Origin of the sequence: Variovorax ureilyticus (assembly GCF_050632185.1) — a bacterium.
Lineage (GTDB): Bacteria > Pseudomonadota > Gammaproteobacteria > Burkholderiales > Burkholderiaceae_C > Variovorax > Variovorax ureilyticus_A.
Genome location: NZ_CP192579.1, coordinates 3,108,080 through 3,126,182 on the forward strand (window position 1 = coordinate 3,108,080; position 18,103 = coordinate 3,126,182).

At 65.8% G+C, this 18,103-nt stretch carries 13 protein-coding genes; 1 reads left to right on the top strand and 12 read right to left on the bottom strand.

Translation table 11 applies throughout. The annotated features are described in order from the left end of the window. Window positions 1–11: 11 nt before the first annotated feature. Window positions 12–584: a type IV pilus modification PilV family protein gene (locus ACQ858_RS15360; protein ID WP_431273550.1), complete on the bottom strand. Its 573-nt coding sequence runs from the start codon at window positions 582–584 to the stop codon at window positions 12–14. Beyond that, entirely contained in the window at window positions 578–970 is a 393-nt protein-coding gene (locus ACQ858_RS15365; protein ID WP_431273551.1) for a type IV pilin protein, read from the bottom strand. The genes ACQ858_RS15360 and ACQ858_RS15365 overlap by 7 nt, the downstream gene beginning before the upstream one ends. A gap of 232 nt (window positions 971–1,202) precedes the next feature. On the opposite strand from ACQ858_RS15365, the gene ACQ858_RS15370 reads away from it, so the two are divergent. Continuing rightward, a complete protein-coding gene (locus ACQ858_RS15370; protein WP_431273552.1) occupies window positions 1,203–2,618 on the top strand; it encodes an esterase-like activity of phytase family protein in 1,416 nt (471 codons plus the stop codon). Between the two features lie 57 nt (window positions 2,619–2,675). Here the strand turns inward: ACQ858_RS15370 and flgL are convergent, their stop codons facing one another. From flgL to ACQ858_RS15420, 10 genes are all read right to left on the bottom strand, one after another. Further along, window positions 2,676–3,884, bottom strand: a complete 1,209-nt coding sequence (gene flgL, locus ACQ858_RS15375) for a flagellar hook-associated protein FlgL (protein WP_431273553.1) — start codon at window positions 3,882–3,884, stop codon at window positions 2,676–2,678. Between the two features lie 43 nt (window positions 3,885–3,927). Beyond that, complete coding sequence (gene flgK, locus ACQ858_RS15380) at window positions 3,928–5,832, bottom strand: flagellar hook-associated protein FlgK (RefSeq protein ID WP_431273554.1); 1,905 nt, start codon at window positions 5,830–5,832, stop codon at window positions 3,928–3,930. A 174-nt stretch (window positions 5,833–6,006) separates the two neighbouring features. Then, a complete protein-coding gene (locus ACQ858_RS15385; protein WP_431273555.1) occupies window positions 6,007–7,719 on the bottom strand; it encodes a methyl-accepting chemotaxis protein in 1,713 nt (570 codons plus the stop codon). Window positions 7,720–7,736: 17 nt separating this feature from the next. Beyond that, window positions 7,737–9,443 (bottom strand): methyl-accepting chemotaxis protein, encoded by a 1,707-nt coding sequence (locus ACQ858_RS15390; protein WP_431273556.1) that lies wholly within the window; start codon window positions 9,441–9,443, stop codon window positions 7,737–7,739. 31 nt (window positions 9,444–9,474) lie between these two features. Beyond that, window positions 9,475–9,957, bottom strand: a complete 483-nt coding sequence (locus ACQ858_RS15395) for a chemotaxis protein CheW (RefSeq protein WP_431273557.1) — start codon at window positions 9,955–9,957, stop codon at window positions 9,475–9,477. Between the two features lie 25 nt (window positions 9,958–9,982). Continuing rightward, the gene (locus tag ACQ858_RS15400; RefSeq protein WP_431273558.1) at window positions 9,983–11,578 is read right to left on the bottom strand and encodes a methyl-accepting chemotaxis protein; all 1,596 of its coding nucleotides are present in this window, start codon (window positions 11,576–11,578) and stop codon (window positions 9,983–9,985) included. Window positions 11,579–11,584: 6 nt separating this feature from the next. Continuing rightward, window positions 11,585–13,135, bottom strand: a complete 1,551-nt coding sequence (locus ACQ858_RS15405) for a methyl-accepting chemotaxis protein (protein WP_431273559.1) — start codon at window positions 13,133–13,135, stop codon at window positions 11,585–11,587. Window positions 13,136–13,234: 99 nt separating this feature from the next. Next, window positions 13,235–14,788, bottom strand: coding sequence for a methyl-accepting chemotaxis protein (locus ACQ858_RS15410; protein ID WP_431273560.1), 1,554 nt, complete (start codon window positions 14,786–14,788; stop codon window positions 13,235–13,237). 99 nt (window positions 14,789–14,887) lie between these two features. Beyond that, window positions 14,888–16,444 carry a methyl-accepting chemotaxis protein gene (locus ACQ858_RS15415; RefSeq protein ID WP_431273561.1) on the bottom strand — a complete coding sequence of 519 codons (1,557 nt, stop codon included), beginning with the start codon at window positions 16,442–16,444 and terminating at the stop codon, window positions 14,888–14,890. Then, window positions 16,441–18,102: a methyl-accepting chemotaxis protein gene (locus ACQ858_RS15420; RefSeq protein ID WP_431273562.1), complete on the bottom strand. Its 1,662-nt coding sequence runs from the start codon at window positions 18,100–18,102 to the stop codon at window positions 16,441–16,443. Before ACQ858_RS15420 ends, ACQ858_RS15415 begins: the two co-directional genes overlap by 4 nt. Window position 18,103: the final 1 nt, after the last annotated feature.

Below are 18,103 nucleotides of genomic sequence, written 5' to 3' on the forward strand. Positions count from 1 at the left end.
GTGACCGCGCATCACGAGAGCTTTCCAATACGCACCAGCGTGGTGACAGTGCGGCGACACAGGTCGTTCTTGCAATTGGTGTTGGCGTCGTCGTACTGGTTCTTGCCGCAAGCGACACCGGCGGGCGGCGCGGCGATGGGCACAAGGCCTTGCCACGCCACGGTCACAAGGTACTCGTTGTTTCCAAGGTCTTCGACACAGCCGCGCCCGCCGATCACGGTGCCGGTCTTGCTCCCACCCGAGGTTTCAGCCGCGCCCTGCAGCGCGGTGCACCATTCGGCCGCGTCAATCTGCTGCCGCGTCCCGATGGCGGCCGGGCAGGCGGCCGACCCGCCGATCGGTGCGCTGGTGACGTAGCTGGCGGCCACGCGGCGGTTGGTCGCAATGCGGCTGGCCATGTCGTTGAGCAGCGTGATCGCCTGCGAACGCTGGTAGCCCTCCATCTCGGAGGTCTGCAGCCGCGTGTGCAGAGCAGCCAGACCGAACAGGCCGAAGGCCACGATCAGCAGTGTGACCATGACTTCGAGCAGCGAGGTACCACGCTGCTCCTGCCGGCGCAGGACGGAGGGGCGGCGCGTCACCATTTGCCGGCCGGCGACTTCACGCCTTCGCTGGTGAGTGTGAGCGCCCCGTCGCTGGTCTGACTGCCGGTGGACGTGGGCGTGAAAGTCAGCGTGAAGCCCGGCACGGCGGTAGCGGACAGCGTAATGGCGTAGCTGTAGTTCGCGCTGACTTCGGCAGGCAGTGCGTAGCCACTGGCTTCCAGTGCGGTCTTGTCGGCGTAGTTGCGATTGACCACCAAGAACTGCTGCTGGCGGGTGGCGATGTCCATCATCTGCGCCTCCGCCGCCGAGCGCTTGGAGCGAATGATGTACTGGGTGTAGACCGGCAGGGCGATGGCCGCCAGGATGGCGACCATCGCCACCGTAATCAGCATCTCGATCAACGTAAACCCGTTTCGCCCGCGCATGGGTTCTCTCCAATCATTTCTTGCGGCACTCGGCTCCCACGTTCATCAACGTCTGTGTCAAAACGTGAACATTTGTAAATGTGAACTTATCACATTTATTTTTTTCTCGAAGCCATCCCGACAAGTGGATCGTTTTGACCGACGAACGGTTGATGGCGCCCAAGTGCCTCCGTCATACCGCTGTCACCCAACCTCATGACGATGCGACTTTTGTTTTCAAAAAGGAGCTCCCATGAACTGGAGGAAGGGCGTATTCGCCGCCGCATACGTTGCTTGCGCGCTGGCATGTACCACCGCTCAAGCCGTCGATCTGATCGCCATCGGCGCCTTGCCTGGAGACAGCATCGACCATTCAGGCCAGAGCGCGCTGCTCGAGAACGGCGTGCGCGGCGATCTGCTCGGCGGCATCGGGTCGGGCCTGGCCTGGGCCGGCGGCAGCACATTTCTGGCGCTGCCGGACCGTGGGCCCAATGCAGTCGCCTGGAACGCCACCGTCGACAACACGACCAGCTACATTCCGCGCTTCCACACGCTGCACCTGCACCTGAAGCGGCAGGCGGATGCGGCCACCGGGCTGCCCTTCACGCTGCAGCCGGTGCTTGCGCAGACCACGCTGCTCCATAGCCGCGAGCCCTTGCACTACGGCGGCGTGGTGGCCGGCTACGGCGCCACGCCGGCCAGCAACACGCGCGGCCGCTTCTACTTCTCCGGTCGCTCGGACAACTTCGACGCCAGCACCAGCTCATCGGACCCGCTGGATGCCCGGCTGGACACGGAGGGCATCCGTCTGTCGCGCGACGGCAAGAGCGTGTTCATCTCCGACGAGTACGGGCCCTACCTCTACCAGTTCGACCGCCGCACCGGCGAGCGCCTGCGCGTGTTCACGCTGCCGGCGATCCTGGCCGTGAGCCACAAGTCGCCGATGGGTTCCAAGGAGATCTCCGGCAACACCACGGGACGCGTTGCCAACAAGGGGATGGAAGGCCTGGCCATTTCGCCGGACGGCAAGACGCTGTTCGGCTTCATGCAGAGCCCGCTGATCCAGGATGGCGGCGACGGGGGCCGCGCCAACCGCATCATCGCGGTGGACATCAAGACCGGCACGACGTCGCAGTACGCCTACGACAACTACCTCGCCGACAAGTCCAAGTCCTACAACAGCAGCGAACTGCTGGCGCTCAACGAGCATGAGCTGCTCGTGCTCGAACGCGACGGCAAAGGCCTCGGCGACGACAGCAACGCCGATGTCAAGCGCATCTACAAGATCGACATCCAGGGCGCTGCCGACGTGTCGGGGCTGAGCGGCCAGGCTGCGCTGCTGCAGAAGGCGGTGCCGAAGTCCCTGTTCCTGGATATCGCGGCGACCTTGAAGGCGCATGGCCTCACCGCAGCGCAGATCCCCGCCAAGCTCGAGGGCATGGCCTTCGGCGAAGACGTGGTGGTCGACGGCGTGACCCAGCACACCCTGTACGTGGGCAACGACAACGACTTCCTGGCCACGACGCCCGGCGGGCTCGCCAATCCGAACAAGTGGTTCGTCTTTGCGTTCACCGACGCCGACCTGGGCGGCTCGCGGTTCGTCAACCAGCGCCTGCGCGACGAGCACGGGCCCCGCGGCGACGACCGTGGGGACGACGACACGCAATAAACGTGGACAGCTCGCCAAGGCCACCGCCGCAGCGAAGGCCGAGGCGGGCATGAAGACTCACAGGTAGTTGAACAGCGCGATCGAGTTCAGCTTCGCGAACGTCATCTGCGTCGCCTGCAGCGAGCTCTGGCGCTGGTAGAACTCGGAGATGGCCGACGTCACGTCCAGATCCTGGATGTCCGACAGGTAGCCTTTGTCGATCAGGTCGCGCGATGACCCGCTGGTGTTGAGCGAATCGAGCTCGGTCATGCGCGAGCCCACCGACGACAGCACGGTCAGCACGTTGTCGTGCGCGTTCGTGACCTTGACGTTGGCGGTGCTCAGCGCGTTCTGCAGGTTCGCCTGCGCCGCGGCGCCACCGCCGGTCAGCGGCGTCTTGAGCGCGGTGACCAGCGCGCTGATCGACGCGAAGATGTCCGTGCCGGCGTTCTTGGCCGTCGTGACGTTGAAGGTGTCGCCATTGGCCGGCGTGCCGGTGATGCTGATCTGCAGACCACCGAAAGTGATCGGCGAGCCGGCGGTGTAGGTGCCCGTGGCGGCGACCACCGGCGGCGTGTCGTTGGTGGTGACGGTGTAGTTGCCGCCGGCGAAGCTGATCTGGAAGTCCTTGCCGTAGTTGGGATCGGTCGCGTCGGTGATGCCGACGCTGCCGAAGACGCCCGTCCCGGTGTTGCTGCCGCTCGAGGTGACGTAGCCCGCCCCGCCCTGCACCGACTGGAACACGGTGCGGCCGTCGTCCCCGGTGGACATCTGCCGCGCCACGTCCACCTGCATGAGCCGCTGGCCCTGGTCGCCGATGTACTGCACACCGCCGCCCGCCTGCTGCGCGAAGGGTGCGCTCGCGCTCTTGTAACCGGCGAAGAGGAACTGGCCGTTGCCGTCGTCCGAGTTGGCGAGGCCGACGAGCTGGTCGAGGTTGCTCTGGATGGTGGTCGCGACCGCAGCGCGGTCGGCGTCCGACAGCGTGCCGTTGCCGGCCTGCACCGTGAGCGTCTTGATGTTCTGCAGAATGCTGGTCACGCCGTTCAGCGCAGTCTCCTCGCGCGAGAGGGACAGCGTCGCGCGGTCGCGGCTGGTCGCGTACTGCGACGATTCGGCGAGCGACTCGCTGACGCCGAGCGCGCGCGCGGCGGCCACCGGATCGTCGCCGGCGGTGAGGAATTTGGTGCCGGCCGAAAGTTTCTGCTGGACATTGAACAGGTTCTGCTGCTGCAGACCCATGGCTTTGACGTTCTGCTCGTAGAAAGAACTGGTGCTGATGCGCATCACGGCTCCTTGAATCTGGGGGTCATCTGTGGGTCGGTGGCCATCAGGCGTTGATGGCGAGGATCGCGTCGAAGATGGTCGACGCCGTCTGGATCACCTTCGCGTTGGCCTGGTACATCTGCTGGAACATCAGCAGGTTGGCGGTTTCCTCGTCCTGGTTGACGCCGGAGATGGATTGCTGCGCTGCCTTGATCTGGCTGGTGACGCTGGCCTGCGTGGTGCTGGCGGTGCTGATCTCCATCGACTTGTTGCCGACTTCGCTCACGAGCTGCGAATACGCGCCGTTGAAGGTGGTCGTGCCGTTGCCGACGAGGGCCTGGCGCTGCAGTGCACCCATCAGCAGGGCATTGCTGCCGTCCGACACACCCGCAACGTTCTTGTTGATGGTGAAGGTGTCGCCCTGCGCCGGTGCGCCGCTCATGGTGACCGTGATGCCGTCGAAGTTGATCTTCGCGCCCGCCGTGTAGGGAACCGGGGTGCCGGCGGCATAGGTGGTGGACGTGCCGCTCGACAGCGTCACGGTGACCGCCGAGGTCGCCGGGAAGCCCGAGAGCTGGTTCGTCGCGGCGTCATAGCTCAGCGTGACGTTGGCGGCCAGCGGCGATGCGAGGTAGTTGGAATCGACGGTCGCGGCGGTGATGGCGCCCTTGCCCTGGTTGCCCGCGGTGGTGCCGGTGATGACCGGCGATGCGGCGGCGACCTTGGCCGGGTCCGTCACCAGCACGTCCATGTCGCGCGCGCCGTAGCGCGTCGGCTGCACGAGGAAGGTGTCGCCGTCCTGCGCGGTGCCGCTGGCGGCCGAGAGGCTCACGCCGTCGAAGGTGATCGGGAAGCTGGTGTAGGTGCCGACGGCCTGGTTGTCGGAACTGCGGGTGACAATGTAGTTCAGCGTGCCCGCCACGTTCTTGACCTGTACCGAATAGTCGCTGGTGGTGAGCTGGCCGGCGTTGGCGACGGTACCCGTCAGCACGAGGTTGCCGGTGTTCCTGGCGTTCGAGAACACGCCGGGAGCGGCGGTGGTGAAGAAGTTCTGGCCGAGCACACCGTTGAGATCGACGCCGAGGTTCTGCTGGTCGTTGACCGCACTCGAGAGCGCCATCGACAGGCGGCCGATCGCGTTCTGCGTGGGGATGAGCGAATCGTTGCGGAAGCTCAGTACCCCGCCGAGCGAGCCGCCGGTGACGGTCTTGTCGTTCAGTTCCTGCACGTTGCCGGCGATGCCGACGAGCGCAAGGGCCTTGCGCGTGGGGTCGGCGGACGAATTCACCGCCTTCATCGTCGCAGCCTGGTCGCCGACGACCAGCGACTGGCCGGAGCCGATGAAGACGTTGTACTTGCCGTTGTCCTGCTGCAGCACCTTCACGTCGACGATCTGGCTCAGGTCGCTGACGAGCTGGTCGCGCTGGTCGAGCAGGTCGTTCGGCGGCTGGCCGCCGGCAACGGCGGTCATCATGCTGATCTGCTGGTTGAGGCTCGCGATCTTGCTGGAATAGGTGTTGATCTGTTCGACGCTGCCGACGATCTGATCGTTGACCGACGAGTTCATGTCTGACAGGTACTGGTCCGTCGAACGGAACTTGGTCGACAACGACTGCCCCGAGCTGATGAGCTGCTGGCGTGCGGCCGAATCGGCCGGCGTGTTGGCAACGCCCTGCACCGCCGTGAAGAAGCTCTGCATCAGCGGGCTGAGGCCGGCGGTCTTGTCGGCCAGCAGCGAATCGATGCGGCCGATCTGCGTGCTGTAGGCGCTGAGCGCGGCCGAATCGGATTGCGCCGACGCGAGCTGCGCCGTGAGGTAGCGGTCGTAGCTGCGCGTGACGGTGATGACGCGCGCGCCGCTGCCGATGTAGCCGGAACCGGTGGCCACCGCGCTGTTGGTCACGACTTCGGCGACCTGGCGGCTGTAGCCCGCGGTGTAGACGTTGGCGGTGTTGTGGGCCGTGGTCATCAACGCGGAGCGCGCCACGCTGAGGCCGCTCAGACCCGTGTAAAACAAGCTTCCTGACATGTTCTGTTGACCTGTGTGGTGAGGATTCGGCGGGGTGGCATCGCTGCGATGCCCTCCCCGTCTATATCGGCAGCCTGGCGCGGATGTTGAAGACCTGCGGCGCGGGCGCGCGGGTCAGAATTCCGTCCAGTCGCCGGAGGGTTCGGTGCGCGCGACGGCCTGGGGCCGCGCTGCGGCGGGCGTGGGCTTAGCGGCCGGCGCAGCCTTCGCTGCGCGCGGCGATGCGGCGGGCGCGCTCTTCGCGCGGGCTTGCGCGATCACACGTGCGGCGTCGTTGTCGCTGCCGAGGCGGAAGATGCTGACCGCCTTCACGAGACTCGTGGCCTGCTCCTGCAGCGAGCCCGCGGCTGCGGCGGCTTCCTCGACAAGGGCCGCGTTCTGCTGGGTCACCTGGTCCATCTGCGTGATCGCCTGGTTGACCTGCTCGATGCCCGAGGTCTGCTCCTGGCTCGCCGCAGTGATCTCGCCCATGATGTCCGTCACACGCTTCACGCTGTCGACGATCTCGTCCATCGTGCGGCCCGCTTCGGCCACCTGCTTGCTGCCTTCCTCGACCTTGTCGACCGAGTCTCCGATCAGCGTCTTGATTTCCTTGGCGGCCGCCGCGGAGCGTTGCGCCAGGTTGCGCACTTCGGAAGCGACCACTGCAAAGCCGCGGCCTTGTTCGCCGGCACGCGCCGCCTCGACAGCCGCGTTCAGCGCAAGGATGTTGGTCTGGAACGCGATGCCGTCGATCACGCCGATGATGTCCACGATCTTGCGCGAGGACGCATTGATCGAGCCCATCGTGTCCACGACCTGGCTCACCACGCTGCCGCCGCGCACGGCGACTTCCGAAGCCGACACCGCCAGCTGGTTGGCCTGCCGCGCGTTGTCCGCGTTCTGCTTGACCGTGCTGGTGAGCTCTTCCATCGAGGCCGCGGTCTCTTCGAGCGAGCTCGCCTGCTCTTCGGTGCGCGAGGACAAGTCCTGGTTGCCCGTCGCGATCTGGCTCGACGCCGTCGCGATCGTGTCCGTGCCCGTGCGCACTTCGCCGACGATCTTCACGAGGCTGCCGTTCATTTCCTTCAGCGCGGAGAGCAGCATGCCGGTCTCGTCCGTGGTCTCAACATCGATGCGGCTGGTGAGGTCGCCCGCGGCGACCGACTGGGCCACCTTCACCGCCTCGGACAGGGGCCTGGAAACGAGGCGGGCGATCACGACCGCAAGCATCAGCCCCGCCGCGACGCTGCCGATCAGAAGTCCGATGACCCACGCCCGCGCGCTGGCGTAGACCGCGTCGGCGGTCTGGCTGGCCTTGTTCGCGCCGGCCAGGTTCACCGCGGCCAGCTTGTCGAGCATTTCGTTGAGGTCGCGATTGAGCTTCAGCGACTCGCCGCGGATCACCGCGGTCGCGCCATCCTTCTTCTGCGCACGCGAGAGCGCGACGACCTTCTCATGCTCCGCCGCGTACCCCGCGAGCGTCTTCTTGAACACGGGGAAGATCTCACGTTCTTCAGGCTCGGAGACGAGCTTCTCGTACTCGGCGACGTTCTTCTGCAAGTCGTTCCAGGTGCTGCCCATCGCCTTCTCGTACTCGCCCATTTCGGTCAGCGTGTCCGAAAGGATGTGCTGCAGCTCGATCGAGCGGTAGCGCGCCATGAGGCTCTTGGTCTCGAGCAAGGTGCGCGTGGACGGCATCCAGTTGCTCGTGATCTCGGTCGACATGGCGTTGACCTTCGAGAGCTCCACGATCGAGATCGCACCGACGACGACGGTCAATGCGAGGACCGCGATGAAGGACACGAGCAGCTTGGCTGCGATCCGGAGATTGGCGAATGCTTTCATGATTTCTTCTTCCTTGTTCAAAACTCGGTCCAGTCGCCTGAGGCGCTGCCGGACGCGACGAGCTGGGGCTCGGTCTTCACTTCCTTGCCGCGCACGGCGGGTGCCGGCTTGGCGCGACCTTTCGGCGCGACGGCCGGCGCCTGCTTCACCGCAGGCGCCGGCTTGACTTGCACATGCGCGTCCAGACGGAAAACGCTGACGGCCTGGACAAGGACGTTCGCTTGTTCATGCAGCGAGCCGGCCGCGGCAGCGGCCTGTTCGACGAGGGCCGCGTTCTGCTGGGTCACCTGGTCCATCTGCGTGATCGCCTGGTTGACCTGCTCGATGCCCGAGGTCTGCTCCTGGCTCGCCGCGGTGATCTCGCCCATGATGTCCGTCACCCGCTTCACGCTCTCGACGATTTCGTCCATCGTGCGGCCCGCCTCGGCCACCTGCTTGCTGCCTTCCTCGACCTTGTCGACCGAATCGCCGATCAGGGTCTTGATTTCCTTGGCGGCGGCGGCGGAGCGTTGCGCGAGGTTGCGCACTTCCGAGGCGACCACCGCGAAGCCGCGGCCCTGCTCGCCGGCACGCGCCGCCTCGACAGCCGCATTCAGCGCAAGGATGTTGGTCTGGAACGCGATGCCGTCGATCACGCCGATGATGTCCACGATCTTGCGCGAGGACGCATTGATCGAGCCCATCGTGTCGACCACCTGCGAGACGACGCCGCCGCCGCGCACGGCGACTTCCGACGCCGACACCGCCAGCTGGTTGGCCTGCCGCGCGTTGTCCGCGTTCTGCTTGACCGTGCTGGTGAGCTCTTCCATCGAGGCCGCGGTCTCTTCGAGCGAGCTCGCCTGCTCTTCGGTGCGCGAGGACAAGTCCTGGTTGCCCGTCGCGATCTGGCTCGACGCCGTCGCGATCGTGTCCGTGCCCGTGCGCACTTCGCCGACAACGCGCGCGAGGCTCTCGTTCATCTTCTTGAGCGCACGCATCAACTGCCCGGTCTCGTCCTTCGACTGCACCTCGATGCGCGAGCGCAGATCGCCGGCCGCCACGGTCTCCGCTACCTTCACCGCCTCGCCCAGGGGGCTGACGATGCTGCGCGAGATCAGCACTGCGAAGCCGACGCCGAGCACCATCGTCAGCGCGAACAGAACCATGCGCAGCGTGAACGCGCGAGCGTTCGCCGCATCGATCGCCTGGCCCATGTCGTTGATGGCCTTGCGCTCCATCGAGAGCAGGTCCAGCACGCGGGCCTCATAGGCCCTGGCAGCGGGCTGGAACTGCTCCTTGAACACGCGCTCGGCCTCCGCCGCGTTGCCGGTCGCCTTGGCCTTGCCGACCGCGTCCTTGGCCGCCTGGTACTTGTCGCGAAGATCGACGATGGACCTGAACATCGCCTTCTCTTCTTCCACGACCAGCAGGGCCTCGACCTTCGCCATGGTCTCGCTGCCCTTCTTCACGCTGTCGGAGATCACGTCGGCGAAGGTGACCGGCAAGGTCTCGTCGCTGGTCTTCGCGATCATCGAGGTTCGCGCGATGCCCGAGTAGATCAGCACATACCAGTCGGAGATGAGCCGCTCCTTGGCCAGCGGGCTTTCCATCATGTGCCGCGTAGCCTCGGCGTTGCTCCTGGCCGTGACCAGGGAGAAAGCGCTCGAAAGCAGCGTCAATGCCAGCACGATGCCGAAGCCGATGGCCAGACGCGTGCCGATGCGTACGTTGGACAGGAGTTTCATGATCAGGCGATAGAAGTCGATGTCGCCCGGCTCAGGCCGCCGCGGCTTCGATCAGGCCCATTTCCTCGCTGGACATCAGCCGGTCGATGTCCACCAGGATCAGCATCCGCTCCTCCAGCGTGCCCAGGCCGATCAGATAGTCCGTGTCCAGCACCGAACCCATCGCCGGCGCCGGCTTGATCTGCTCGTGCGACAGCGTGATCACGTCCGACACGCTGTCCACCACCATGCCCACCACCCGCCCACCGATGTTCAGCACGATCACCACCGTGAACTGGTCGTAGCTGGGCGTTCCGATCCCGAAGCGGATGCGCATGTCGATGATCGGCACGATGATCCCCCGCAGGTTCACCACCCCCTTGATGAATTCCGGCGCATTCGCTATCCGCGTCACCGCGTCGTAGCCACGCAGCTCCTGAACCTTCTGGATGTCGATGCCGTATTCCTCGTGGCCGAGGGTGAACGACAGGAATTCCAGCGGCATGTCCGCCTTCGATGTATCTGTAGTCTTCATCTGTATGTCCTTGACTCCACTTGAACTAGTTGCGCTCCAGCCTGAATACGCTGACCGCGTCGACGAGACCGCCGGCCTGCTCCTGCAGCGCCTGCGCGGCGGCCGAGGCCTGCTCCACGAGCGCCGCGTTCTGTTGTGTGACCTGATCCATCTGCGTGATGGCCTGGTTGATCTGCTCGATGCCCGCGGTCTGTTCCTGGCTCGCGGTGGTGATCTCGCCCATGATGTCCGTCACGCGCTTCACGCTGCCGACGATTTCCTGCATGGTCTTGCCAGCCTCACCGACCAGCGCGCTGCCCGCGCCGACCTTGCCGACCGAGTCGTCGATCAGGCCCTTGATCTCCTTGGCCGCCGCCGCCGAGCGCTGCGCGAGCCCGCGCACCTCGGCCGCGACCACCGCAAAGCCCTTGCCCTGCTCGCCCGCGCGAGCGGCCTCGACGGCCGCGTTCAGCGCGAGGATGTTGGTCTGGAACGCGATGCCGTCGATCACGCTGATGATGTCGGCGATCTTGCGCGACGATGCGTCGATGGCGGCCATGGTGTCCACCACCTGGGACACCACGCTGCCGCCTTTCACCGCCACGTCCGATGCCATCACGGCGAGCTGGTTGGCCTGCAGCGCGTTGTCGGCGTTCTGCTTCACGGTGCTGGTGAGCTGTTCCATCGACGCAGCGGTCTCCTCCAGCGAGCTGGCCTGCTGCTCGGTGCGTGCGGAAAGGTCCTGGTTGCCCGATGCGATCTGGCCCGAGGTGCTCATCACCCCCGACACGTTGACGCCGACATCGGCGACGATCGCGCACAGGTTGGCGCTCATCTGGTTGAGCGCGCGCAGCAGGTCCTTGGTCTCGTCCTCCGGACGGATCTCGAACTTGACCAGCGCGCCGCCCGCGATGGTGCGTGCGACGTCCAATGCCTGATCCAGCGAGCGAAAGACGGTACGGCCGAGGAAGTGGCCGAGCCCGGCCCACGCCAGCGTCGCACCGATGGCAGCCGTGGCGATCAGGCTGGGCAGCCAGCTCTGCGTACCCGCCTTCGCGACGAGCGCCGAAACCTCCGACCATGCCGCCGCGCCCAAGCCCAGCGAGAGCAAAGCCGCGATGCTCGTCACCGCGAAGACGCGGCGGCGCACCGGGATGCGGCGCAGGCGGCCGAGTGGGTCCGACCAGCCCCGCGTGACGACTTCGCCTCGCCTGATCCTCAGGCCGTCGGCCTTGCCTTCACGGAATCGGCGGTAGACCTGTTCGGCGGCCGCGACGTCCGCGCGCTCGGGCCGGCTTCGCACCGACATGAATCCCACCGTCTCGTTGTTGCGGCGGATGGGCGTGACGTTCGCCTGCACCCAGTAGAAGTCGCCGTTCTTGCGGCGGTTCTTCACGAGCCCGGTCCACGGCAGGCACCGGCCCAGCGTCTCCCACATGTCGGCGAAGGCCTCGGGCGGCATGTCCGGGTGGCGCACGATGTTGTGCGCCTTGCCCATGAGTTCTTCGACCGCGTAGCCGCTGACCTCGACGAAGCTCGGATTGACGTAGGTGATCCGTCCCTTGAGATCGGTGCGTGAAACCAGTGCCACGTCCTGCGGCAGCGGATATTCGTTGTTGCTGATGGGGAGATTGACGCGCATGGGGGCTCAGTTGCTTTCGAATCGGAATACGCTCACCGCGCCGGAGAGGCTGCCCGCCTGCTCCTGCAGCGATGCGGCCGCGGCAGCGGCCTGTTCGACGAGGGCCGCGTTCTGCTGGGTCACCTGGTCCATCTGCGTGATCGCCTGGTTGACCTGCTCAATGCCCGAGGTCTGCTCCTGGCTCGCCGCGGTGATCTCGCCCATGATGTCCGTCACCCGCTTCACGCTCTCGACGATTTCATCCATCGTGCGTCCGGCCTCGGCCACCTGCTTGCTGCCTTCCTCGACCTTGTCGACCGAGTCGTCGATCAGCGTCTTGATTTCCTTGGCGGCCGCCGCGGAGCGTTGCGCCAGGTTGCGCACTTCGGAAGCGACCACTGCAAAGCCGCGGCCTTGTTCGCCGGCACGTGCCGCCTCGACAGCCGCATTCAGCGCAAGGATGTTGGTCTGGAACGCGATGCCGTCGATCACGCCGATGATGTCCACGATCTTGCGCGAGGACGCATTGATCGAGCCCATCGTGTCCACGACCTGGCTCACCACGCTGCCGCCGCGCACGGCGACTTCCGAAGCCGACACCGCCAGCTGGTTGGCCTGCCGCGCGTTGTCCGCGTTCTGCTTGACCGTGCTGGTGAGCTCTTCCATCGAGGCGGCCGTCTCTTCGAGCGAGCTGGCCTGCTCTTCGGTGCGCGAGGACAAGTCCTGATTGCCCGTCGCGATCTGGCTCGACGCCGTCGCGATCGTGTCCGTGCCCGTGCGCACTTCGCCGACAACGCGCGCGAGGCTCTCGTTCATCTTCTTGAGCGCCTGCAGCAACTGGCCCGTCTCGTCGCGGCTCTGGACTTCGATGCGGCTGCCGAGGTCGCCCGCCGCCACGGTCTCCGCCACCGACACCGCCTGCCCCAGCGGCCGCACGATGCCCACCGTCAGACGCCACGCTGCGAACGCACCCAGCACGAGCGCCGCGAGCGACAGCACGATCAGCATATTGCGACCCGTCGCATGGTCCTGCGCGATGGCCGCAGCGACTTCGTCGATCTGCGACCGCTCGTAGTCGGCAAGCGCTCCCACCGCCTTCTCGTACTTCACGAGGCCCGCAGAGAACGGGCCATCGACCAGCTTGTTCGCGCCCTCGATGTCGTTGTCGGCCTTGAGTTTGTTCATCACGCCCAGCATCTCGAGCACGCTGCGACGAGCCTCGGCCACTTCGCCATAGAGCTTCTTCTCTTCCGGCGTGGCCAGGGTCTCTTCGATCTTCTTCTGGAGCGGATTGATGATCGCCTGACCCGCGGCGAGCTCCTTCTTGAAGTACGCCTCGACGGCGGGGTCCGTCGCCTTCACGATCGCGAAGGTGCGCACGATGCTCGCGGCCAGGTTCTTGGCCCACTCGGCCACCATGCGCTCCTTGGCCAGCGGGCCGCCGACCATCTGCTCGGTCGCGTTGCCCACGTTGGACAAACGCTGCATGCCGGTACCGGCAATCAGCGCCATCAGGACCAGCATGGCGCCGAAGCCGATGGCCAGGCGCGTACCGATCTTCAGATCCTTTAGTTTCATCGCACTTTCCTTCGAGGGTTCGAACTGTCGGGACTGGCGGTTGGCCACCAGCACCATCGCTTTCTTATCGGCAGGCCACAACGAAGATTGAAGACGCCGTCACGCTTCGTGCGCCAGCTTGAAGACGCTGACGACCTGCGACAGGTTGCCCGCCTGGTCCTGCAGCGAGCCCGCGGCTGCGGCGGCTTCCTCGACGAGGGCCGCGTTCTGCTGGGTCACCTGGTCCATCTGCGTGATCGCCTGGTTGACCTGCTCGATGCCCGAGGTCTGCTCCTGGCTCGCCGCGGTGATCTCGCCCATGATGTCCGTCACCCGCTTCACGCTCTCGACGATTTCGTCCATCGTGCGGCCCGCCTCGGCCACCTGCTTGCTGCCTTCCTCGACCTTGTCGACCGAATCGCCGATCAGGGTCTTGATTTCCTTGGCGGCGGCGGCGGAGCGTTGCGCGAGGTTGCGCACTTCCGAGGCGACCACCGCGAAGCCGCGGCCCTGCTCGCCGGCACGCGCCGCCTCGACAGCCGCATTCAGCGCAAGGATGTTGGTCTGGAACGCGATGCCGTCGATCACGCCGATGATGTCCACGATCTTGCGCGAGGACGCATTGATCGAGCCCATCGTGTCGACCACCTGCGAGACGACGCCGCCGCCGCGCACGGCGACTTCCGACGCCGACACCGCCAGCTGGTTGGCCTGCCGCGCGTTGTCCGCGTTCTGCTTGACCGTGCTGGTGAGCTCTTCCATCGAGGCCGCGGTCTCTTCGAGCGAGCTCGCCTGCTCTTCGGTGCGCGAGGACAAGTCCTGGTTGCCCGTCGCGATCTGGCTCGACGCCGTCGCGATCGTGTCCGTGCCCGTGCGCACTTCGCCGACAACGCGCGCGAGGCTCTCGTTCATCTTCTTGAGCGCCTGCAGCAACTGGCCCGTCTCGTCGCGACTCTGGACTTCGATGCGGCTGCCGAGGTCGCCCGCCGCCACGGTCTCCGCCACCGACACCGCCTGCCCCAGCGGCCGCACGATGCCCACCGTCAGACGCCACGCCGCGAACGCACCCAGCACGAGCGCCGCGAGCGACAGCACGATCAGCATATTGCGACCCGTCGCATGGTCCTGCGCGATGGCCGCAGCGACTTCGTCGATCTGCGACCGCTCGTAGTCGGCCAGTGCAATCACTGCCTTCTCGTATTTCGCAAGGCTCACGGCGAACGGGCCATCGACCATCTTGTTCGCCGCTTCCAAGTCATTGGCGGCCTTGAGCTTGTTCAACGCGCCCAGCACTTCAAGCGCGTTGCGGCGCGCTTCCGCCACTTCGCCGTAGAGTTTCTTCTCTTCCGGCGTTGAGACAATTTCCTCGATCTTCTTCTGCAGCGGATTGATGATGGCCTGACCCGCGGCGAGTTCCTTCTTGAAGAAGGCTTCCGTGGCAGGGTCGGTCGCCCTCACCATCGCAATGATCCGTACAGTGCTGGCGGCGAGGTTCTGGGACCACTCGGCCACCATGCGCTCCTTGGCCAGCGGGCCGCCGACCATCTGCTCGGTCGCGTTGCCCACATTGGACAGACGATGCATGCCGGTACCGGCGATGAGCACCATCAGGACCAGCATGGCGCCGAAGCCGAAGGCCAGGCGCGTACCGATCTTCAGATCTTTCAATTTCATCCCACTTTCCTTCAAGGATTTGAACTGTCGGGACTGGCGATTGACCACCAGCACAATCGCCTTCTTATCGGCACGACACAGCCAAAGTTGAAGGTGCCGTCACGCTTCGCGCGCCAGCTTGAAGACGCTGACGACCTGCGACAGGCTGCCCGCCTGCTCCTGCAGCGAGCCCGCGGCGGCAGCGGCTTCCTCGACCAGGGCCGCGTTCTGCTGGGTCACCTGGTCCATCTGCGTGATCGCCTGGTTGACCTGCTCGATGCCCGAGGTCTGCTCCTGGCTCGCCGCAGTGATCTCGCCCATGATGTCCGTCACCCGCTTCACGCTGTCGACGATCTCGTCCATCGTGCGTCCGGCCTCGGCCACCTGCTTGCTGCCTTCCTCGACCTTGTCGACCGAGTCTCCGATCAGCGTCTTGATTTCCTTGGCGGCCGCCGCAGAGCGTTGCGCCAGGTTGCGCACTTCGGAAGCGACCACTGCAAAGCCGCGGCCTTGTTCGCCGGCACGTGCCGCCTCGACAGCCGCGTTCAGCGCAAGGATGTTGGTCTGGAACGCGATGCCGTCGATCACGCCGATGATGTCCACGATCTTGCGCGAGGACGCATTGATCGAGCCCATCGTGTCCACGACCTGGCTCACCACGCTGCCGCCGCGCACGGCGACTTCCGACGCCGACACCGCCAGCTGGTTGGCCTGCCGCGCGTTGTCCGCGTTCTGCTTGACCGTGCTGGTGAGCTCTTCCATCGAGGCGGCCGTCTCTTCGAGCGAGCTCGCCTGCTCTTCGGTGCGCGAGGACAAGTCCTGGTTGCCCGTCGCGATCTGGCTCGACGCCGTCGCGATCGTGTCCGTGCCCGTGCGCACTTCGCCGACGATCTTCACGAGGCTGTCGTTCATATCGCGCAGCGCCTGCATGAGCTGCCCGGTCTCATCCTTCGAGCGCACCTCGATGCGTGATGTGATGTCGCCCGCGGCCACGGTCTCGGCCACCTTCACCGCCTCGCGAATCGGTTGCGTGATCGAGCGGGTGATGAGCCACGCGACGCCCGCGCCGAGCAGCACCGCAAGCACGCCCAGACCGATCATCAGGTCGCGCGCACTCTGGTAGTCGGCGATCGCCTCGGCATTGATGCCGTCCGCGCGCTTGACCTGCTGTGCGTTCAGATCATCCAGCGCGGCCAGGGTCACTCGCACCGCTGGTGCGAACTTCTTCATGAGCAGTTCGGTCGCTTCCGCGTTCTTGTTCTGGCGCGCAAGCTCGATGAGCTGCTCGCTGAGCGGAGCCGCAACGGCTAGCGCTTCGTCGACCTTGGCAAGGTAGGCCTTGCCCTCGGGCGCGACGATCAGCTTGCGCAGCGTCTTGCTGGCTTCGGTGAAGCGCTCTCGCGCGCCGGCGATCTTCTTCATCTGCGCGTTGATGCCCGGCTCGTCATCGATCAGCACCAGCTCGGTGCCGTAGTTGGCGATGTCGCGAACCGTGGTCAACATCACGTTGACCGCGGCGATCTTCACGTTGTTGTCGTTCACGATGCGGTCGAGACGGCCGTTCTGGTTCGACAGCGAGTTCAAGCCCAGGCCGGCAACGGCCGCCATGAACACGAGGACGAGCATGAAGCCCAGTCCCAGTCTCGCACCGATCTTGAAGTTGGATAAGGAAGTCATGGTGGTGTGTGCGCCTCAGCGCGCCTGCTTTCGTTCAGTTGGTGGAATGCTCGGGATTCGGTCCGATCGCCTGCGCCGGCAGCGGCGATCGCAGCGCAAGCCTTGGTGGGCGCGGCATCGTCGCCCAGCTTGAACATGCCGACGACCTGCGAGAGCCCGCCGGCCTGCTCCTGCAGCGACGCCGCCGCAGCAGCGGCTTGCTCGACCAGCGCCGCGTTCTGTTGCGTCACCTGGTCCATCTGCGTGATCGCGTGGTTGATCTGCTCGATGCCCGAGGTCTGCTCCTGGCTCGCCGCGGTGATCTCGCCCATGATGTCGGTCACGCGCCGCACGCTGCCGACGATCTCGTCCATCGTCTTGCCGGCCTCGCCCACCAGCGCGCTTCCCATGTCGACCTTGCCCACCGAATCGTCGATGAGGCTCTTGATCTCCTTGGCTGCCGCCGCGGAGCGCTGCGCGAGGCTGCGCACCTCGGCCGCGACCACCGCGAAGCCCTTGCCCTGCTCGCCCGCGCGAGCCGCTTCGACGGCCGCGTTCAGCGCGAGGATGTTGGTCTGGAACGCGATGCCGTCGATCACGCCGATGATGTCCACGATCTTGCGGGACGAGGCATTGATCGACGCCATCGTGTCGACCACCTCGTTCACCACCTTGCCGCCCTTCGTCGCCACGTCGGACGCCGAGACGGCGAGCTGGTTGGCCTGGCGCGCGTTGTCCGCGTTCTGCTTCACCGTACTCGTGAGCTCTTCCATCGAGGCGGCCGTCTGTTCCAGCGAGCTCGCCTGCTCCTCGGTACGCGACGACAGATCCTGGTTGCCCGCGGCGATCTGCCTCGAGGCGACCACGATCGAATCGGTGGCGGTGCGAATGCGGCCCACCACGTGGGTGAGCATGTCTTCCATCTCGCCCATGCCGCGCAGCAGGCGCCCGAAGTCGCCGCCGCGCTCGGACTCGAATTCCTGGCTGAGGTCGCCGGAACCCACGGCCTCGGCGATCAGCAGCGCCTCGTCGATCGGCCGGGCGATGCTGCGCGTCAACAGCCACGCGAGCACCGAACCCACGGCAAGCGCCACGGCCGCAAGCAGGATCACCTGGTTGCGGCCGGAGCGGTAGAGCTCGTCGATGGAGGTCGCCGTCTTGTCGATCTGCTCCTTCTGGTGAGTCACCATCGCGCGGATGCTCGCGTCGTAGGCATCGAGCATGGGCAGCAGTCTGTCCCGGCCCAGCTTCGCGGCTTCATCGAGCCTGCCGTCCGACTTGAGCTTGAGGATGGCGTTGCGCAACGCCACGTAGTCCGAACGCCGGGTCTTGATGTCCTGGCTCAGCGCGAGCTCCTCGGGGGAGCTGAGCATCTCCTCGAGCTTTTTCTGGGTCTCGGTAATGACCGTGCTCGTCCTGGCCATGCTCTTCTGCAGGAACTCCTGCACCTCGACGTCGTCGCTCTTGAGCAGGGCGAAGGTCCGCACGCTGTTGGTGCTCGTGGCCAGCAGCCAGCTCGACGCGAGGCGCTCCTTCTCGAGCGATTGCCGCGCCAATTCGTGCGTGGCGTCGCCGACGTCCTGCAGGCGCACCACGCCGATGCCCGCGATGGCGGCCACCAGCGCCAGCACCAGAGCGAACCCGGCGCCGAGGCGTGCGCCGATCTTCCAGTCCTTCATC

Coding starts and splice junctions, on each gene's coding strand:
- ACQ858_RS15360 (WP_431273550.1), bottom strand. CDS start 584: ATGGTGACGCGCCGCCCCTCCGTCCTGCGCCGGCAGGAGCAGCGTGGT.
- ACQ858_RS15365 (WP_431273551.1), bottom strand. CDS start 970: ATGCGCGGGCGAAACGGGTTTACGTTGATCGAGATGCTGATTACGGTG.
- ACQ858_RS15370 (WP_431273552.1), top strand. CDS start 1,203: ATGAACTGGAGGAAGGGCGTATTCGCCGCCGCATACGTTGCTTGCGCG.
- flgL (WP_431273553.1), bottom strand. CDS start 3,884: ATGCGCATCAGCACCAGTTCTTTCTACGAGCAGAACGTCAAAGCCATG.
- flgK (WP_431273554.1), bottom strand. CDS start 5,832: ATGACCACGGCCCACAACACCGCCAACGTCTACACCGCGGGCTACAGC.
- ACQ858_RS15385 (WP_431273555.1), bottom strand. CDS start 7,719: ATGAAAGCATTCGCCAATCTCCGGATCGCAGCCAAGCTGCTCGTGTCC.
- ACQ858_RS15390 (WP_431273556.1), bottom strand. CDS start 9,443: ATGAAACTCCTGTCCAACGTACGCATCGGCACGCGTCTGGCCATCGGC.
- ACQ858_RS15395 (WP_431273557.1), bottom strand. CDS start 9,957: ATGAAGACTACAGATACATCGAAGGCGGACATGCCGCTGGAATTCCTG.
- ACQ858_RS15400 (WP_431273558.1), bottom strand. CDS start 11,578: ATGCGCGTCAATCTCCCCATCAGCAACAACGAATATCCGCTGCCGCAG.
- ACQ858_RS15405 (WP_431273559.1), bottom strand. CDS start 13,135: ATGAAACTAAAGGATCTGAAGATCGGTACGCGCCTGGCCATCGGCTTC.
- ACQ858_RS15410 (WP_431273560.1), bottom strand. CDS start 14,788: ATGAAATTGAAAGATCTGAAGATCGGTACGCGCCTGGCCTTCGGCTTC.
- ACQ858_RS15415 (WP_431273561.1), bottom strand. CDS start 16,444: ATGACTTCCTTATCCAACTTCAAGATCGGTGCGAGACTGGGACTGGGC.
- ACQ858_RS15420 (WP_431273562.1), bottom strand. CDS start 18,102: ATGAAGGACTGGAAGATCGGCGCACGCCTCGGCGCCGGGTTCGCTCTG.